Source organism: Fructilactobacillus sp. X8R4C1, assembly GCF_059900905.1.
In genome coordinates this window covers 200,007-217,079 of record NZ_JBWXVJ010000002.1, presented here as the reverse complement: position 1 = coordinate 217,079, position 17,073 = coordinate 200,007, and the positions used below count along the sequence as shown (strand labels likewise).

Annotated in this window: 18 protein-coding genes; 16 read left to right on the top strand and 2 right to left on the bottom strand. The window is 36.8% G+C overall.

The window, feature by feature from the left end; genetic code table 11:
• The first annotated feature begins 1 nt into the window (after position 1).
• Positions 2-1,225, top strand: coding sequence for a CDP-glycerol glycerophosphotransferase family protein (locus AC6UDA_RS04040; RefSeq protein WP_500711045.1), 1,224 nt, complete (start codon positions 2-4; stop codon positions 1,223-1,225).
• The gene (locus tag AC6UDA_RS04035; RefSeq protein WP_500693809.1) at positions 1,218-2,153 is read left to right on the top strand and encodes a deoxyribonuclease IV; all 936 of its coding nucleotides are present in this window, start codon (positions 1,218-1,220) and stop codon (positions 2,151-2,153) included. The genes AC6UDA_RS04040 and AC6UDA_RS04035 overlap by 8 nt, the downstream gene beginning before the upstream one ends.
• Here the strand turns inward: AC6UDA_RS04035 and AC6UDA_RS04030 are convergent.
• Positions 2,134-2,952 (bottom strand): pyruvate, water dikinase regulatory protein, encoded by an 819-nt coding sequence (locus AC6UDA_RS04030; RefSeq protein ID WP_500696648.1) that lies wholly within the window; start codon positions 2,950-2,952, stop codon positions 2,134-2,136. The genes AC6UDA_RS04035 and AC6UDA_RS04030 overlap by 20 nt on opposite strands.
• 142 nt (positions 2,953-3,094) lie before the next feature.
• On the opposite strand from AC6UDA_RS04030, the gene rpsU reads away from it, so the two are divergent.
• The 14 genes from rpsU to pepT all read left to right on the top strand — a co-directional run bounded on the left by rpsU (position 3,095) and on the right by pepT (position 16,743).
• The gene (gene rpsU / locus AC6UDA_RS04025; RefSeq protein ID WP_039142968.1) at positions 3,095-3,292 is read left to right on the top strand and encodes a 30S ribosomal protein S21; all 198 of its coding nucleotides are present in this window, start codon (positions 3,095-3,097) and stop codon (positions 3,290-3,292) included.
• A 54-nt stretch (positions 3,293-3,346) separates the two neighbouring features.
• Positions 3,347-3,790 carry a GatB/YqeY domain-containing protein gene (locus tag AC6UDA_RS04020; protein WP_500693807.1) on the top strand — a complete coding sequence of 148 codons (444 nt, stop codon included), beginning with the start codon at positions 3,347-3,349 and terminating at the stop codon, positions 3,788-3,790.
• A 116-nt stretch (positions 3,791-3,906) separates the two neighbouring features.
• Positions 3,907-4,881, top strand: coding sequence for a PhoH family protein (locus tag AC6UDA_RS04015; RefSeq protein WP_500693806.1), 975 nt, complete (start codon positions 3,907-3,909; stop codon positions 4,879-4,881).
• Between the two features lie 2 nt (positions 4,882-4,883).
• Complete coding sequence (gene ybeY / locus AC6UDA_RS04010; RefSeq protein ID WP_500696650.1) at positions 4,884-5,366, top strand: rRNA maturation RNase YbeY; 483 nt, start codon at positions 4,884-4,886, stop codon at positions 5,364-5,366.
• Complete coding sequence (locus AC6UDA_RS04005) at positions 5,350-5,745, top strand: diacylglycerol kinase family protein (RefSeq protein ID WP_500693804.1); 396 nt, start codon at positions 5,350-5,352, stop codon at positions 5,743-5,745. Before ybeY ends, AC6UDA_RS04005 begins: the two co-directional genes overlap by 17 nt.
• A gap of 10 nt (positions 5,746-5,755) precedes the next feature.
• On the top strand, positions 5,756-6,664 hold the full coding sequence (gene era / locus AC6UDA_RS04000) for a GTPase Era (protein ID WP_500711043.1): 909 nt from the start codon (positions 5,756-5,758) through the stop codon (positions 6,662-6,664).
• Positions 6,665-6,672: 8 nt separating this feature from the next.
• Positions 6,673-7,446: a DNA repair protein RecO gene (gene recO / locus AC6UDA_RS03995; protein WP_500701107.1), complete on the top strand. Its 774-nt coding sequence runs from the start codon at positions 6,673-6,675 to the stop codon at positions 7,444-7,446.
• Positions 7,447-7,726: 280 nt separating this feature from the next.
• Positions 7,727-8,695 carry a glycine--tRNA ligase subunit alpha gene (gene glyQ, locus AC6UDA_RS03990; RefSeq protein ID WP_500696652.1) on the top strand — a complete coding sequence of 323 codons (969 nt, stop codon included), beginning with the start codon at positions 7,727-7,729 and terminating at the stop codon, positions 8,693-8,695.
• Positions 8,696-10,774 (top strand): glycine--tRNA ligase subunit beta, encoded by a 2,079-nt coding sequence (gene glyS, locus AC6UDA_RS03985; protein ID WP_500711041.1) that lies wholly within the window; start codon positions 8,696-8,698, stop codon positions 10,772-10,774.
• A gap of 45 nt (positions 10,775-10,819) precedes the next feature.
• A complete protein-coding gene (dnaG, locus tag AC6UDA_RS03980; RefSeq protein ID WP_500706438.1) occupies positions 10,820-12,640 on the top strand; it encodes a DNA primase in 1,821 nt (606 codons plus the stop codon).
• Positions 12,641-12,666: 26 nt separating this feature from the next.
• A complete protein-coding gene (gene rpoD, locus AC6UDA_RS03975) occupies positions 12,667-13,932 on the top strand; it encodes an RNA polymerase sigma factor RpoD (RefSeq protein ID WP_500693798.1) in 1,266 nt (421 codons plus the stop codon).
• Positions 13,933-13,989: 57 nt separating this feature from the next.
• On the top strand, positions 13,990-14,694 hold the full coding sequence (locus AC6UDA_RS03970; RefSeq protein ID WP_500693797.1) for a tRNA (adenine(22)-N(1))-methyltransferase: 705 nt from the start codon (positions 13,990-13,992) through the stop codon (positions 14,692-14,694).
• The gene (locus AC6UDA_RS03965; protein WP_500706440.1) at positions 14,681-15,493 is read left to right on the top strand and encodes a Nif3-like dinuclear metal center hexameric protein; all 813 of its coding nucleotides are present in this window, start codon (positions 14,681-14,683) and stop codon (positions 15,491-15,493) included. Before AC6UDA_RS03970 ends, AC6UDA_RS03965 begins: the two co-directional genes overlap by 14 nt.
• A gap of 11 nt (positions 15,494-15,504) precedes the next feature.
• Positions 15,505-16,743: a peptidase T gene (gene pepT / locus AC6UDA_RS03960; RefSeq protein ID WP_500699455.1), complete on the top strand. Its 1,239-nt coding sequence runs from the start codon at positions 15,505-15,507 to the stop codon at positions 16,741-16,743.
• A 45-nt stretch (positions 16,744-16,788) separates the two neighbouring features.
• Here the strand turns inward: pepT and AC6UDA_RS03955 are convergent, their stop codons facing one another.
• Positions 16,789-16,965 (bottom strand): YjzD family protein, encoded by a 177-nt coding sequence (locus AC6UDA_RS03955; protein WP_500693794.1) that lies wholly within the window; start codon positions 16,963-16,965, stop codon positions 16,789-16,791.
• Positions 16,966-17,073: the final 108 nt, after the last annotated feature.

Here is a 17,073-nt window from a genome sequence, read left to right as displayed (position 1 = left end):
CATGAATGGAAAACAAATTAAAAACAAGTTAATTAATGGGATTAAGTTGACTATTCGCACTGGGCTCATCGTTTTAAACGATGGGTTTATTTGTTTACCAACTAAAAAAAATGAAGTAATGTTTGAAAGTTTTAATGGTAGGGATATAAACGATAATCCAGCCGCCATTTACCTTGCGTGGGTGAAGCAACATCCTCATGATGTTAAAAGAGCCTATTTTGGTGTCAAAGCTTCTAAGTACAAACAATTACACGAAAAGTATCCCAACATAAAAATTTTACGGCGTTTTTTTCCAAGGTGGATTTGGCACATTGCTAGGGCAGACTTTTGGGTTTTTAATTCCCGATTTCCGAAGTGGTGGAAAAAGAATAAGCGGACCACCTATATCCAAACATGGCATGGAACCCCGTTAAAAAAATTAGGAATTGATATCAAACACGTTGCGATTCCAGGTATTTCCACTAATCAATACCATAATGATTTTGTCAAAGAAGCCAAGCGGTGGGACTATTTAATTATGCCTAATCAGTATTCAGAACGAATCTTTGATCACGCCTTTGATTTTAGAAATATTCCGTTACGAATTGGTTATCCCAGAAACGATGTCTTATATCATAAAAATACTTCAGGTGAGATTAAAAAATTAAAAGAAAAAATTATTGGTGACTCGACTTCTAAAGTTATTTTGTATGCACCAACTTGGCGTGATGATGATTATCAAAAGAAGGGCAGTTATAACTTTGAGTTACCGTTTTCTTTAAAAGGTTTCTTTAAGCATGTATCTAGTGACACTATTTTAATTATTCGTCCGCATTACTTAGTCAAGGACCAAATTGATATTTCTGGGTATGAAAAGCGAGTTTACATTGAAGCTGATCGTGATATTAATGAGTTATACTTAATTTCAGATTTACTCATTACTGACTATTCTTCAGTAATGTTTGATTATGCCAATCTAAAACGGCCAATGTTGTTTTATACTTACGACTTAAAGCATTATAAGGATGAACTACGTGGATTTTATTTTGATTTTCTAAGCGATGCTCCTGGTCCAATTGTTCAAAATCAAAATTCTTTTTATGAAGAGTTGTCTAATTTTAATGAAAATGGTAAGTTTGCTGGGTATCATCAAAAAATGAAGAAATTTTATAGTAAGTTTTGTAGTTGGGAGCATGGAGATGCTTCTAATCAAGTTGTTAAAGTAATGGGGGATAAACATGAGTAATGATGAATTTTTGATTGGTTCACATGTTGCAATGAAAAAGCCAGAGATGATGTTAGGATCCGCAAAAGAAGCCGAACGCGATGGTGAGAATGTCTTTATGTTATACACTGGTGCTCCTCAGAGCTCAAAAAGGACCCCGATTGCAAATCTTAAAATTGATCAAGCACACGACTACATGGCTGATCATGATTTACGTGAGGTGGTAGTTCATGCACCTTACATCATTAACTTAGGTAACACAAAAAAGCCACAAAGTTTCCACTTTGCGGTTGATTTTCTTAAACAAGAGATTGATCGATCTGAAGCAATGGGAGCTGATCAAATTGTTTTGCATCCCGGTGCACATGTTGGTGCTGGCGTTGAAGCCGGAATTAAGCAGATCATTAAAGGGTTAAATGAAGTAATCACCCCAGAACAAAAGATTCAAATTGCACTTGAAACAATGGCAGGAAAAGGGACTGAAATCGGGTCGACTTTTGAACAACTTGCTGAGATTATTGACGGTGTTAATTTGAATGATAAGTTATCGGTTACCTTTGATACCTGTCATACTAGCGACGCTGGTTATGACATTAAAAATGATTTTGATGGGGTTATGGAAGAGTTCGATCAAGTTATTGGTATTAATCGAATCAAAGTGATTCATTTAAATGATTCTAAAAATCCGATGGGATCCCATAAAGACCGTCATACTAACATTGGTTTCGGGACCATTGGATTTGATGCTTTAAATTATGTAGCCCGGTATCCCAAGTTTGATCAAGTTCCTAAGATTTTAGAGACGCCGGTTGTTAAGATTGGGGATGTTAAAATTAATCCTCATCAATATGAAATTAAAATGTTAAAAGAACAGAAATTTAATCCTGATATGATTGAGGATATTAAAGAAGATTATCAAGCTAAAAAGATTAATGATCTTGTTCGTTAATATTAAGACTTTGAGTTATGATGGTAGCTGTTTCTTCAATTGACTTGTTATACACGTTAATTTGAAGACAATTTAGTTTTCGATAAAGTTGCTTGGCATAGTCAAGCTCTTTTTTTATTTGATTTGAGTCCGAGTATGGAGTGTTTGGGTCTAACCCATAAGCAATCATCCGTTCTTGCCGAATCTTTTTTAGATTGGTAACTGAATTGGTTAAACCAAATATTTTATTGTGGTCGATCTGATAAACCTCTTCTGGTAATTGGATGGTAGGACCGATTGGGACGTTTGCTACCAAGAAGTTTTGATTGGCAAGGTATAGCGATAATGGCGTTTTAGATGTTCTTGATATTCCTAAAAGAACGATATCAGCTTTTTTGAGGTCATTAGGTCGTTTTCCGTCATCATTAGCTACCGCAAATTCGATTGCTGAGATCCGTTTGAAGTAGTCTTCATTTAAGTTGTGAACTAGGCCAGGTACCTCTGCAGCAGATTCATGAAGTTTTTTAGAAATGATTTGAATGGGTTTTTGAATGCAGTCAAAACTATAAAGGTTATTTTCTAGTGCAAATTGAGATACCATTTTACTCAGGCTTGGATCAACTAAAGTGTGAAAAATGATGGCGTCCTGTTTTTTAGCAAGTTTGAGTATTCCATCGAGCATGGATTGCGTTTGAGTAAATGGGTATCGTTTAAAATTAGCGTTTGCTTCTGGAAATTGAGAAGCAGCGGTTCGGGCGATCGAAGTTGCCGTGGCACCACTTGAATCAGAAATGATAAATGCATTAAAATTAGTTGCCATAATATTACCTCCTACTTTGTTAACATTTTATCATATTTCTTGTTCAGACTCGTTGACGGGCTCCGTGCCATAATGTATAATTAATATTGACCGTTGAGGATTACAGACGGTATCATTTAAGCTCGGAGGGAGGGATTTTATCATGTCAAAAACTGTCGTTCGTAAAAACGAATCTCTTGATGATGCTCTTCGACGCTTTAAGCGCACGGTTTCAAAAAGCGGTACCCTTCAGGAATTCCGTAAACGTGAATTTTACGAAAAACCTAGCGTAAAACGTAAATTAAAATCAGAAGCAGCTCGTAAACGTAACAATAAGAAAAAGAAGCGTCGCAGCTTCTAATAGTAAACGCCCCTGATCAGGAGCGTTTTTTATATTGACGAAAAGAGGTCCAATATGACTTTATCAAATGAATTAAATAATGATCTAAAAGATGCAATGAAGAATCATGATAAGACTAAGCTGACAATTGTCAGAATGCTTAAGTCGAACTTAATGAATGAAAAGATTAAATTAGGTCATGATCTTTCTGATAGTGAAGGAGCAGCTGTTGTTAATCGAGAAGTTAAACAACACAAAGATTCGATTGCCGAGTTTAAAGACGGTGGCAGGGATGATTTGGTGAAGCAGCAAGAAGATGAGCTAAAGATTCTTGAAAATTATGCCCCAAAGCAAATGTCAGAAGCTGATCTTGAAAAAATTGTTAATGAAACGGTTAAGCAACTTGGTGCGTCAAACAAGAGCGATTTTGGCAAGGTAATGGGTGCTGTCATGGGTAAAGTTAAAGGACAAGCCGATGGCAACACTGTTAATAAACTTGTTAATAAAGCGCTTAGTTAAGAAGGGAACTCATTGAATGGTCAATGGGTTCTTTTTGTTCTTTTACTTTGTAAGTGGCAAATTATATGCTAGTATTTTAAGTAAAAGTTGAGTTGATATGAAAGGAATTTGTTTGATTGACAGATAATTTTGAATTTAAAAAAGAATTAACGTTAAAGAATCCAAATGATGAATCAGCTTTATTTGGAGCTCAAGATGCCTTTTTAGATATTCTAGAACAAGGGATGGAAACTTCTATTCGCCATTCTGGTGGTAAGATTACGGTTGAAGGTGACACTCAGAAAGCGGTTCAAAATACCATTGATATTTTGAATGGAATGCTTGAACTTGTTCATTCTGGGATCACTTTGAATGGTAGTGATTTTGTTTCGGCAATGAAGATGGCTGAGAAAGGAACTCTAGGTTTTCTCCCAGAATTATATAATCAAGTCCTTTTAAAGGATAATAAGGGGAAGCCAGTTCGAGTTAAGAATTTTGGGCAGCGTCAGTACGTTCAGTCCATCAAGCATAATGATGTCACCTTTGGAATTGGACCTGCTGGGACGGGAAAGACTTATCTAGCAGTTGTAATGGCAGTTGCCGCTTTAAAAAAGGGTGACGTTGATAAGATTGTCTTAACCAGACCAGCTGTTGAAGCGGGTGAGAGTTTAGGCTTTTTACCTGGCGACCTAAAAGAAAAAGTTGATCCATATTTACGACCACTGTACGATGCACTGAATTCGACCCTTGGATCTGATCACACTGAAAGGCTAATGGATCGTGGCGTTATCGAAATTGCGCCATTAGCTTATATGCGTGGTCGGACCCTCGATAATTCTTTTGTTATTTTAGACGAAGCTCAAAACACTACTAATGCTCAGATGAAAATGTTTCTAACCCGGTTGGGTTTTGGTTCTAAAATGATTGTTAATGGTGATATTTCTCAAATTGATTTAAACGGAAGAATCCGGAGTGGATTAGTCACCGCTCCTAAAATCCTGAGAAATATTGATGATATTAATTTTGTAAACTTTAGTGCTGATGATGTAGTTAGACATCCAGTTGTGGCTAAAATCATTAATGCCTACGAAAAAAATGATAATGGGGAATAGATATGGATCTGGAAATATATGATCAAACTAAGGATGGGGTCGACCCCCAAAAAATTGATTTGATTAGAGATATTCTAAATTATGCCGCTAAGTATATTGATTTAAAGAATAATACCGAAATGTCGGTTACTTTGGTCAACAATGATCGCATCAAGGAAATTAACCGGGACTACCGTGGTGTAGATCGGGCCACTGATGTGATTAGTTTTGCGATTGAAGATCAGAGTGATGATGATTTTCCCGTAATCATGAATGATGAAATGAAAAAAGATATTCCTGAAAATATTGGGGATATTTTTGTGTGTGTTGATAAAGTTGCTGAACAGGCTGATTTTTTAAATCATTCAAATGATCGAGAACTTGGTTTTTTAGTTGTACATGGATTTTTGCATCTAAATGGTTATGATCATATGAAGCCTGAGGATGAAGCCATCATGTTCCCACTTCAAAGAAAGATTATGGACTCTTATGGACTCACAAAATAATAAACAGACTGGGAAAAATAAAAATATATTTCAGGCTTTTGGACATGCGTTTGATGGCATTAAATGGGTTTTTGTTCATGAACGAAACTTTAAGTTTGATATAACTAGTGCCATTATTACCCTAATAATTGGTTTTCTTTTGAAAATTAGTTTGGAACAATTTATGTGGCTGTTTACCGCAATTATTTTAGTTCTTGTCGGTGAGATTCTTAACACCGTTGTTGAGAGGATCATGGATTTTATGGCGGACCATCATTACGACGAACGAGTTAAGGTAATTAAAGACGTTGCGGCTGGTGGCGTTGTTTTAACGGCAATTTTTGCGATCATTGTAGGTTTAATTGTTTTCGTTCCAAAAATTATTGATTTAATGAGCTAAAGGGGAAAATATGGCAGAAAAGGCACAGTATAAGTCAGGATTTGTAGCAATTGTAGGACGTCCAAATGTTGGGAAATCAACCTTTTTAAATCGAGTGATTGGGCAAAAGGTTGCGATTATGTCTGACAAGGCACAAACCACTCGTAACAAAATTCAGGGAATTTATACCACTGATGATGCACAAATTGTTTTCATTGATACTCCCGGAATTCATAAACCAAAAAACAAGTTGGATGATTATATGGACGACGCTGCTCTCTCTTCTTTAAAGGAGGTCGATGCAGTCCTTTTTATGGTTAGTGCTACTGAAACTCGTGGTGCTGGTGATAATTACATCATCGATCAATTAAAAAAAGTGGATTGTCCGGTTTACTTAGTTATCAATAAGATTGATGAAGTCAATCCGAACAGTTTATTACCAATCATGGACACGTACAAACGAGCTTATAAATGGGCTGATGTGTTTCCTATTTCTGCTCTTCAAGGGAACAATGTTGATGAATTACTGACTACTTTGGTTTCTAAGTTGCCAGAAGGACCGCAGTATTATCCTGACGATGAAATTACCGATCATCCCGAACGTTTCATCGTTTCCGAATTAATTCGCGAAAAAGTTTTAGAACTAACGAGGCAAGAAATTCCACATTCTGTTGCAGTTGAAGTTGAAAAAATGAAGACCCAAGATAATGGAAACGTTCATATTGACGCTAATATTATTGTTGAACGAAAGGGCCAACGCGGGATCTTGATTGGGAAGAATGGTGAAATGCTGAAAAAGATTGGGACATTGGCCAGAAAAGAGATTGAAACTCTACTTGGAAGCAAAGTTTATCTTGAATTGTGGGTAAAAATTCAACCAAGTTGGCGTGAAAAAGAATCAGCTTTAAGACAATTAGGATACCGAAAAGATAGTTACTAGGTGATATTTTGTCAGTAAATCCAAGGAGTCAAACTTTTCATGGAATTTTATTGTATCGTAAGAACTATCGCGAGCACGATATGTTGGTGAAATTTTTGACGGCAGAAGCTGGGCTCAAAATGTTTTTTATTAGAGGAGCCAATAAAGCGAACTTTAAAATGGCAGGTGATATTTTGCCATTTAGCTTTGGTACGTACGAGGGCACGCTCAAATCAGAAGGATTGTCGTACATTAGTAGTGGTAATGAGGTTAAGCATTTTGAACAGATTGCAAATGATATTTATTTAGATGCGTACGCTACTTACATTATGACGTTAGTGGATGCGGCATTTCCTGAGGGAGTTAAGATAAACGATTGGTTTAATCGTTTATACTATGCTTTAAATATGATTAACAGTGGTTTTGATGCTGAAGTAATTACCAATATCATTGAGATTCAACTTCTTCCTGCTTTTGGGGTAGCACCTGAATTTAAATCCTGTGTTATTTGTCATCAAACCAATAAAAAGTTTGATTATTCAGAAGAGTATGGAGGAATTATTTGTGAGGATCATTTTCATCTTGATCCTCATCGAATGCATCTCGATCAAAAAACAATTTACTATCTTCGCTTATTTTCTGCGGTTAACTTAAAAAAGATTGGTAACATTCAGGTTAATAACAAAACTAAAAAGAAAATTCGCAGTGTGATTGATAAAATTTACGATAGTTCTGTTGGACTAAATTTAAAGAGTAAAAAATTTTTAGATCAGATGAACAATTGGAAAATCAACCTTAATTGATGGTTAACCGTTGACTGTTTTGTGTGATAATTTTATAATTATAGTAGTTAAATAATTGGTGTTGATGAAGGAAGTTTTATGCTTATCACATTTCAGTGAAACCATGTTAGTGGGAAATGGTTAATGTGGGTATAAATTGGCACTTTCGGAGCCATTTAATCTCGAGTTGCTGATTAAGTTCAGAAGTAGGGTGGAACCGCGAATAAATCGTCCCTATGTGAAAGTCATTGTACTTTTGCATAGGTTTTTTTATTTGCTTATTGATTAGGAGGAGAAGTTAATGACAGAAAAACTATCAGTCCAAGATATTATCAGTACTCTAGAGTCATATTGGAGTTCGCTTGGTTGCATGCGGATGCAATCATATGATACTGAGAAAGGTGCGGGAACAATGAGTCCGTACACTTTTTTGCGTGCGATTGGACCAGAGCCATGGAATGTTTGTTACGTTGAACCATCAAGACGTCCAGCTGATGGTAGGTATGGAGAAAATCCTAATCGGCTTTATCAGCATCATCAGTTTCAGGTATTAATGAAGCCATCTCCGGACAACATCCAAGAATTGTACATTAATTCGCTTGAACAACTAGGAATTAATCCACTTGAACATGATATTCGGTTTGTTGAGGATAACTGGGAAAATCCATCAATGGGATGTGCCGGTGTTGGATGGGAAGTATGGCTCGATGGCATGGAAGTAACTCAGTTTACTTATTTTCAGGTTGTCGGTGGATTAACTATGGATCCAGTTGCGGTTGAAATCACCTATGGATTGGAACGGCTTTCTTCGTACATTCAAGACGTCAACAATGTTTTTGACCTGGAATGGGGTAACGGAGTTAAGTATGGCGACATCTTTAAAGAGCCCGAATATGAGCATTCTAAGTATAGTTTTGAAGAATCAGACCAAAAAATGTTGCACGAAATGTTTGATGCTTACGAGAAAGAGGCCAAACGATTAATATCACTTGGACTAGTTCACCCAGCCTATGATTATATTTTGAAATGTAGTCATACTTTTAATCTACTAGATGCAAGAGGAGCCGTATCTGTCACTGAACGTGCTGGTTACCTTTCACGAATTCGAAAAATGGCACACGCGATCGCCAAAGCATTTGTTGCTGAGCGTAAAAAGCGTGGTTTTCCACTTATTAAGGATGAGCAAAAACGACAAGAGCTTTTAAAAGATGATTCAAAAAATAGTAAGAAGAAAAACAAAAAGCATCATGATGGCAAGGGGGATAAGTAGATGGCTAAGACATTTTTGTTGGAGATTGGATTAGAAGAAATGCCCGCTCACGTCGTGACGCCAAGTGTTAATCAATTGGCAGAAAAAGCGGCTCAGTATTTAAAAGATCAAAGAATTTCTTATGACCAAATTAAAAAGTTCTCTACTCCTAGAAGACTGGCAATTCAAATTACTGGCTTAGTTAACAAACAACCAGATGTTGATAAAGAGGTTCGAGGTCCGGCCGAAAAAATTGCAAAGGACAAAGATGGCAATTGGAGTAAGGCGGCAATTGGTTTTACTAAAGGACAAGGATTAACGCCTGATGATATCGTCTTTAAGGATGTTAAGGGAACTAAGTATGCTTTTGTTGAAAAACACGTAGCGGGAAAACCAGTTCAAGAAGTATTAAGTGGTCTTAATGATGTTGTAAAATCAATGACTTTTCCAACGTTAATGAAGTGGGGAACCAACAAGTTTGAATTTATTCGCCCCATTAAATGGATTGTGGCTTTACTGGACGATGAAGTGATCCCAATGCAGATTGTTGATGTTCATTCTGGACGGACCACCTGGGGACACCGCTTTCTTGGAAAAGACGTCGAGTTAAAAAATGCCGATGATTATGAAGAAGCTTTAACCAGCCAACACGTGATTGCCGATGCTAACAAGCGAAAAGATTTAATTCGTAAACAGATTGAAGCAATTGCTAAAAAGAACAATTGGAAGGTCAATATTGATAATGATCTTCTTGAAGAGGTTAATAATTTAGTGGAATGGCCAACTAGTTTTGCTGGAAAATTTGACGACCGTTTCTTAAAAATTCCACGTGAAGTATTGATTACTTCAATGAGAAACCACCAACGATTCTTCTACGTTGAAGATCAGGATGGTAATCTTTTACCTTATTTTGTCTCCGTTAGAAATGGGGATGAGAATCATCTTGATAACGTGGTTGCCGGAAACGAGAAAGTTTTGACTGCTAGACTTGATGATGCTGATTTCTTCTATAATGAGGATCAACAGCAATCAATTGACGATTATGTTAATAAGCTCAAAACAGTTAGTTTTCACGATAAGATTTCTTCTGAATACGATAAGATGCAGCGGGTTCAAGTTATTTCCCAGATAATTGGGGAAGATGTTGGATTAGATGAAACTCAATTAAAACAATTACAACGTGCTTCAGAAATTTATAAATTTGATTTAGTTACCGGGATGGTTGGAGAGTTTGCTGAATTACAAGGAGTAATGGGTGAAAAATACGCATTGCTTGCGGGTGAAGATCCGGAAGTTGCTACTGCAATTCGTGAACATTATCTTCCCATTTCATCCGACGGGGAACTTCCCAAAACTAGAGTAGGTGCTGTTTTGTCATTGGCAGATAAACTTGACAGTGTGATGACCTTCTTTGCTGCAGATATGATTCCTAGTGGTTCAAATGATCCGTATGCATTAAGAAGGCAGGCAGCTGGAATTGTTAGAATTGTTGTTAGTGAAAAGTGGCGAGTACCACTTATGCCATTAATGAATCAAGTGATTGCTGAAGAGAAAGCTAAAGCGGTCTTACCAAAAGTAGATCAAACTAAGATTGTTTCTGACGTGGTTGCGTTTATTAAAGAAAGAATTAAACGACAACTCAAGTCGAAAGATATTCGCTATGATCTAATTGATGCGGCGGTGGGATCAACTGACAGTGATATTTACTTTAACGTTGAAACCGCAATGACATTAAATGATCATAAAGATGATCCTAATTTTAAAGAATCAATTGAAGCACTGACACGAGTGGTTCGGATTGCTCAAAAAGGTCATTTTCCAGCTGGTAGTGTTAAAGTTGATGAAAAGTTGTTTGAAAATGATTCAGAGAAAGTCCTTAATGATAAAATCAAACTTATCAGCCCAAACTTTAATGAATTGAATGCTAACCAAGCTTTTAATGAATTAACTTCTTTAAAGCCACTCATTGATGAATATTTTGATAAAACCATGGTAATGGCAGACGACACGAAAGTTCGCAATAATCGTCTGGCAGAATTGGCTAATTTAGCAAGAATGATTGATCACTTTGCTGATGTCGACGAAATAATTGTTAAATAAAAAAATTAATATTAGAATAGATTTCCGAGAAAGGATGGTGATCTCATGGCAAAAATTCCTGAAACGGTAATTGATGATGTCTTAAGTAAGACTAACATTACTGACGTTGTTAGTAAGTATGTCAATCTAAAGAAGTCAGGAAATAATTTATTCGGTTTGTGTCCGTTCCATGAGGAAAGAACACCATCCTTTTCTGTGTCAGAAAGTAAACAGATTTTTCATTGTTTTAGTTGTGGACGCGGTGGAAATGTTTTTAAATTCCTCATGGATTTGCAAGGAATTTCCTTTCCAGAAGCTGTTATTGCTGTGGCAGAAGATGAGGGAATTACTCTTCCTGACTCAGTTCAAAATGATAATAGTAAATCTCCAGTAAATTCAGAAAAGAACAGCCTCATTAATCTTCATGAGGAAGCCAGTAAACTCTATCATCATGTATTGGTTAACACTGAGCTTGGAGTTCCCGCATTAAAATATCTGCATGAACGAAAAATAACGGATGAAATGATTGAAACTTTTAACTTAGGATTTGCCCCTAGCCAAAGACTCTTAAAACCGTTCTTTAAGAACAAAAAAACTGATTTTCAACTTTTACGAAAATCGGGATTGTTTGTTGAAAATTCGAGTGGTGAATTGAATGATCGATTTTCGAATCGGATCATGTATCCTATCAGGGATCCTAATTCTAAGACCATTGGATTTTCCGGTAGAATCTTACATCGAGATCCTGATCTTCCAAAATATTTAAATAGTCCTGAAACTAGCATCTTTAATAAACGAAGGATTATTTATAATCTCGATCTTGCCAAGTCTAGTATTCGAAATGAGCAAAATTTAATTCTGTTTGAGGGTTTTATGGACGTTATTTCTGCTTTTCAGGCCGGGGTTAAAAACGGCGTTGCTTCAATGGGAACGAGTTTGACGAACGAACAAATTTATCAGTTCAATCAGTTAACGAATCAGATATACGTTTGTTATGATGGCGATGAACCTGGACAGAAGGCTACTAAGCGAGCGATTAGCCTTTTAAGTAGTGAAGGTAAGTTTAAAGTTGGCGTGATTCAAATGCCTAACGGGGTTGATCCTGATGAGTATCGACGAAAAAATGGAAATGACAAGTTTAAAGATGCTATCAAAAGTGCTCGAGAAACCACAACTTCCTTTGAATTGCATTTTCTTAAAACGCAGTATGATTTAAGTAATGATGAAGAAAAACTAAATTATGTAGATGAAGCCGTTAATGTGATTGCAAAAATTGACAAACCCGTTGAACGTAGTGTTTATTTAAAACATTTAGCTGATGAGTTTGACTTGGATATCAATGCTTTGTCGGTTCAATGTAAACAAATTCGTTCGACCTTCATCAATAAACAGCAAAGAAAACAAATTCGTAGGTTGAAGACTGACTCATCTCCTGAAGTTTTGAATCGAAATCCAAAGAAGATTACTAAAGTTGAAAGTGCGGAGCGCTTACTTTTGTCACGAATGTTGAATAATCATGATGTTTGGCTAAAGGTGACCGATGATCCTGATTTTAGTTTTGTTCATGATGGGTATCAAACGATTTATTTACTTGCACAACATTATTTTCAGTCGCATGACGAGTACGTTCCTGCTGAATTTAGTGACTTTTTGAAGGAATCTGATTTGCAATCAACTTTCGCTAATATTGAAATGGCTGCTTTATCTAATGAGCCAAGTGAAAAAGAAGTTGACGATTGTGTTAAAATAATAAAGCAGGCTTTAACTGGTGGGGTATCCCTTAAATCAAAGTATCAAGAAATGTTAGATGCAGTTAAACTTGGTGATACTGATAAGGCTGCCCAATTGGGTAAAGAATACCAGGACCTGCAAAAGAAGTATCAATAAGAATACAGTAATGGGAGGCAATTTTTATGGCAGAAAAAGACATTAAGAAAAATGAAGTAAATTCCACAAATAAGACTGCGAAAGCAGCTCCCAAAAAGAGCGGTGCTCCTAAAAATAAGAGCACTAAAAAGACTACTGCAAAGAAAACGACTAAAACTAAGGCAACTAGAGCAAAGAAGACAACGAGTAAAGAAAAATTTGATAAAACTGGATATAAGAAGGTTTTTGACGCCGTTGTAAAGAAGCACAAGAAGGTTGGTCACATCACCTATGGGGTCTTGGAGGAAGAACTCCAGGTTCCATTTAGTTTAAATAAAAAACAAATGAACGAATTGATGGAAAAGGTTGAAGACTCAGGAATAAGTATTGTTGATGAAAGTGGCGAACCTGATCCCAGAGCTTTAAAAGCAGCTAAAAAAGTTACTCAAAAAGAACTAAAAAATGCTTCCAGTTCAAAGGGAGTTAAAATTAATGATCCGGTCAGAATGTACCTAAAGGAAATTGGTCGAGTTCCATTACTTACCGCTGATCAAGAGGTACAATTAGCTCTTAGAATCGAGCAGGGTGATGAAACAGCTAAACAAGAATTAGCTGAAGCAAACTTGCGATTAGTTGTTTCAATTGCCAAGCGTTACGTTGGCCGTGGCATGCAATTTCTTGATTTGATTCAAGAAGGGAACATGGGTTTAATGAAGGCCGTTGAGAAGTTTGATTACCGTAAGGGATTTAAGTTTTCAACGTACGCTACTTGGTGGATTAGACAAGCAATTACTCGAGCCATTGCGGATCAGGCTCGAACCATTCGAATTCCCGTTCATATGGTTGAAACCATCAATAAACTGATTCGAATTCAGCGTCAATTACTCCAAGACCTTGGCAGAGAACCGTTACCATCTGAGATTGGTGCTGAGATGGATATGCCAACTTCAAAGGTTAGAGAGATCCTTAAGATTGCTCAGGAACCAGTTTCACTTGAAACTCCAATTGGTGAAGAAGATGACTCCCACTTAGGTGACTTTATTGAAGATGAAGATGCCACTAGTCCTGCTGATCATGCTGCTTATGAGCTTTTAAAAGAACAACTTGAAAGTGTCCTAGATACGTTAACTGACCGTGAAGAGAACGTTTTACGACTTAGATTCGGGTTAGATGATGGAAGAACTCGAACCTTAGAAGAGGTTGGAAAAGTCTTTGGTGTCACTAGAGAACGAATTCGACAGATTGAAGCTAAAGCATTAAGAAAACTGAGACATCCATCACGCAGTAAACAATTAAAAGATTTCTTAGATTAAAGATGTGGCAGAGATCCAACTGGATCGCTGCTTTTTTATTGGATTAGGAGGGAAACGATGACGGCAAAAAAGTTATCGCCACGTTTACAAGCAGTTTCTGATTTAGTTCCTAATGGGGCAACAATAGCTGATATCGGTTCGGATCACGCTTATGTTCCGGCTTATTTGTTAAAACGGAATTTGATTAAGTTTGCGATTGCCGGTGAGGTTGCTCCTGGACCACTGCATAACGCAACATCGGAAATGAAAGAACAACACTTAGGTGATAAAATGGTGACCCGGTTGGGAGATGGACTTAATGTGATTAAATCAAGTGACCACGTGAATGCAATTGTGATTGCTGGGATGGGTGGTGAATTAATCACTCAGATCCTTGAACGTGGCAAAGAGAAACTTTCTAAACAAACGGCCCTAATTCTGCAACCAAACGTTGATGAAATTCGAGTAAGAAGTTGGTTAGTTACAAATCAGTATAAGATCGATATTGAAAACATTGTTTTTGATGCTGGTCATTTTTATGAAATGATCTTGGCAACTCCATCAACGAATCCGGTTAAGTATTCTAATCAGGAACTAAGGTTTGGACCGATTCTTTTAAAACAACAAAAACAAGCATTTATTGCAAAATGGACTGATCGGATGCGGAAAAATAAGATTGTTTTGGATAATCTGCATAATGCTACTAATCCACCTCTTGAAAAAATTCAACACATCCAAAAGATTAACGAAGAATTAGAGGAGATTTTAGATGACAACCGTTAATGACTTAATTACTAGATTTGAACGATTCGCACCACTTTCACTTGCTGAACCAAAAGACCCAACTGGATTTCAAATTGGTTCTAAAAAGCGAAGTATTAAAAACGTCATGACCACTTTAGACGTTAGACCTGAAGTGGTTGATGAAGCGATCAACAAGAACGTTGATTTTATTTTTGCCCATCATCCCGTGATGTTTCATCCTGCAAAGAATTTAGATTTAGCTGATCCCCAAAATCAAATGTACGCTAATATTTTGAAACATAATATTACCGTTTATGCGGCTCATATGAACTTGGACAATGCAAATGGTGGAATGAATGACTGGCTAGCAGATGCGATCGGTCTTCAAAATACCGTTGGACTGGTACCCCATTTGGATACTAAGGGTTTTCCTACTAATTATTCGATGGGACGCGTTGGCAACTTGAAACAATCAATGAAAATCATTGATTTAGGTCGACTATGTAAACAAGTGTTTGGAATTAGTGGTTTACGAATAGTAACAAATGATGATCAGCAGCGTGTTAAGCGGATTGCTATCTTAGGTGGAGACGGTGGCAAGTTCTATCGACAAGCGATTGAACAAGGCGTTCAAGTTTATATTACTGGCGATTTGTATTATCATACTTCTCAAGAGATGCTTTCAAGTGGTCTGTCTGCGATTGATCCCGGGCACCATATTGAAAGTATATGTAAAAATAAGTTAGCTGAAATGTTTACGCGCTGGTCTGATGAAAATCGTTGGGATATCAATGTATTTGCATCGCAACTAAACACGGATCCGTTTGAGTTTATATAGGAGGAATAGTTATGGCTGATAGCAAGCAGTTACTGGATCGCTTTTTGAAATATGTGAAGGTGAATACGAGATCTAATCCGAATTCTGACACAATTCCGTCTGATCCTAAAGAAGTTGATTTTTTAAACGAACTTTCTTATGAATTAAAGGATATTGGAATGGAAAACGTACGAACCAATGAAAAAAGTGGTTATGTTTTTGCTGATTTACCAAGTAATGTTAAGCAAAAAGTTCCTAAGATTGGATTTATCTCTCATATAGACACTGCAGACTTTAATTCAGAACACGTCAATCCACAAGTAGTTAAAAATTACGATGGAAAATCGATTATTAAACTTGATAAAGATGGCAAATACCAGCTGGATCCGAGCGTATTCCCAACCCTTAAAAAGTATGCTGGTCAAACTTTAATTACTACCGATGGTTCAACTCTCTTAGGAGCTGACGATAAGGCGGGAGTGGCTGAAATTATGACGGCAATGAAATACTTAGTTGATCATCCCGAAATTAAGCATGGCGATATCGTAGTTGGGTTTGGACCAGATGAGGAGATTGGTACCGGAGCCGATCAATTTGACGTTACTGATTTTGGTGCTGATTTTGCATACACGGTTGATGGTGGTCCACTTGGAGACTTAGAGTACGAAACGTTTAATGCGGCGTCTGCCACAATAAAATTCAACGGAACTGATGTTCATCCTGGTGACGCCTATGGTGTGATGGTAAATGCCTCTCAGCTTGCAATTGATTTTCATAATCAATTACCAAAGGACCAACGACCGGAAAATACCAAAGATCGTCAGGGCTTTTATTATCTGCTTGCGATTGATGGGGTAACTGATCATGCTAAATTAGATTACATCATTCGTGATCATGATAAGAGTAAGTTCAACGAACGCAAGCAATTCATTCAAAACTTAGTTAATAAGTTTAATGATAAATATGGTGATGGGAGAGTTGAACTTGAGATGCATGATGAATATTACAACATGGCGGAAATCATTAAGAAAGATATGACACCCGTCAACATTGCTAAGGATGCCATGAATGAAGTTAACATTAAGCCAAATATTTATCCGGTTCGTGGTGGTACTGATGGTTCTAAGATTTCTTTTCTTGGGATTCCAACTCCCAACCTATTTGCTGGACCAGAAAACATGCATGGCCGCTTTGAATATGTGTCGCTTCAAACGATGGAAAAGGCTGTCGATTTAATTATTAAGATTTCAGAGGATGTTTCAAAAGACTAAAAAAATAACCTGCAGGTTGAACCTGCAGGTTATTTTTATTTCTAATTAACGACTAATTAGTTTAATTCCGTTGAAGGCAATAAGGGCAACAACAGCGCCGATTACTCCAACTTGAATCCAATTATAAGGTGCGCCAACCAAGGCCGATCCAATATAACCAATAATTTCGCCATATACAAATCCCCAGAAAGCACCAGTTAAGTTAGCAGCAAACGTCTTCATAATTAACACCTCTCAATACCAGTAGTTTATCACTACAGTAGAAAAAATCAATTACAAACTTCGAATAAAATTTATCGGGTCCATTTGCTATAATGAATATGAATTAAG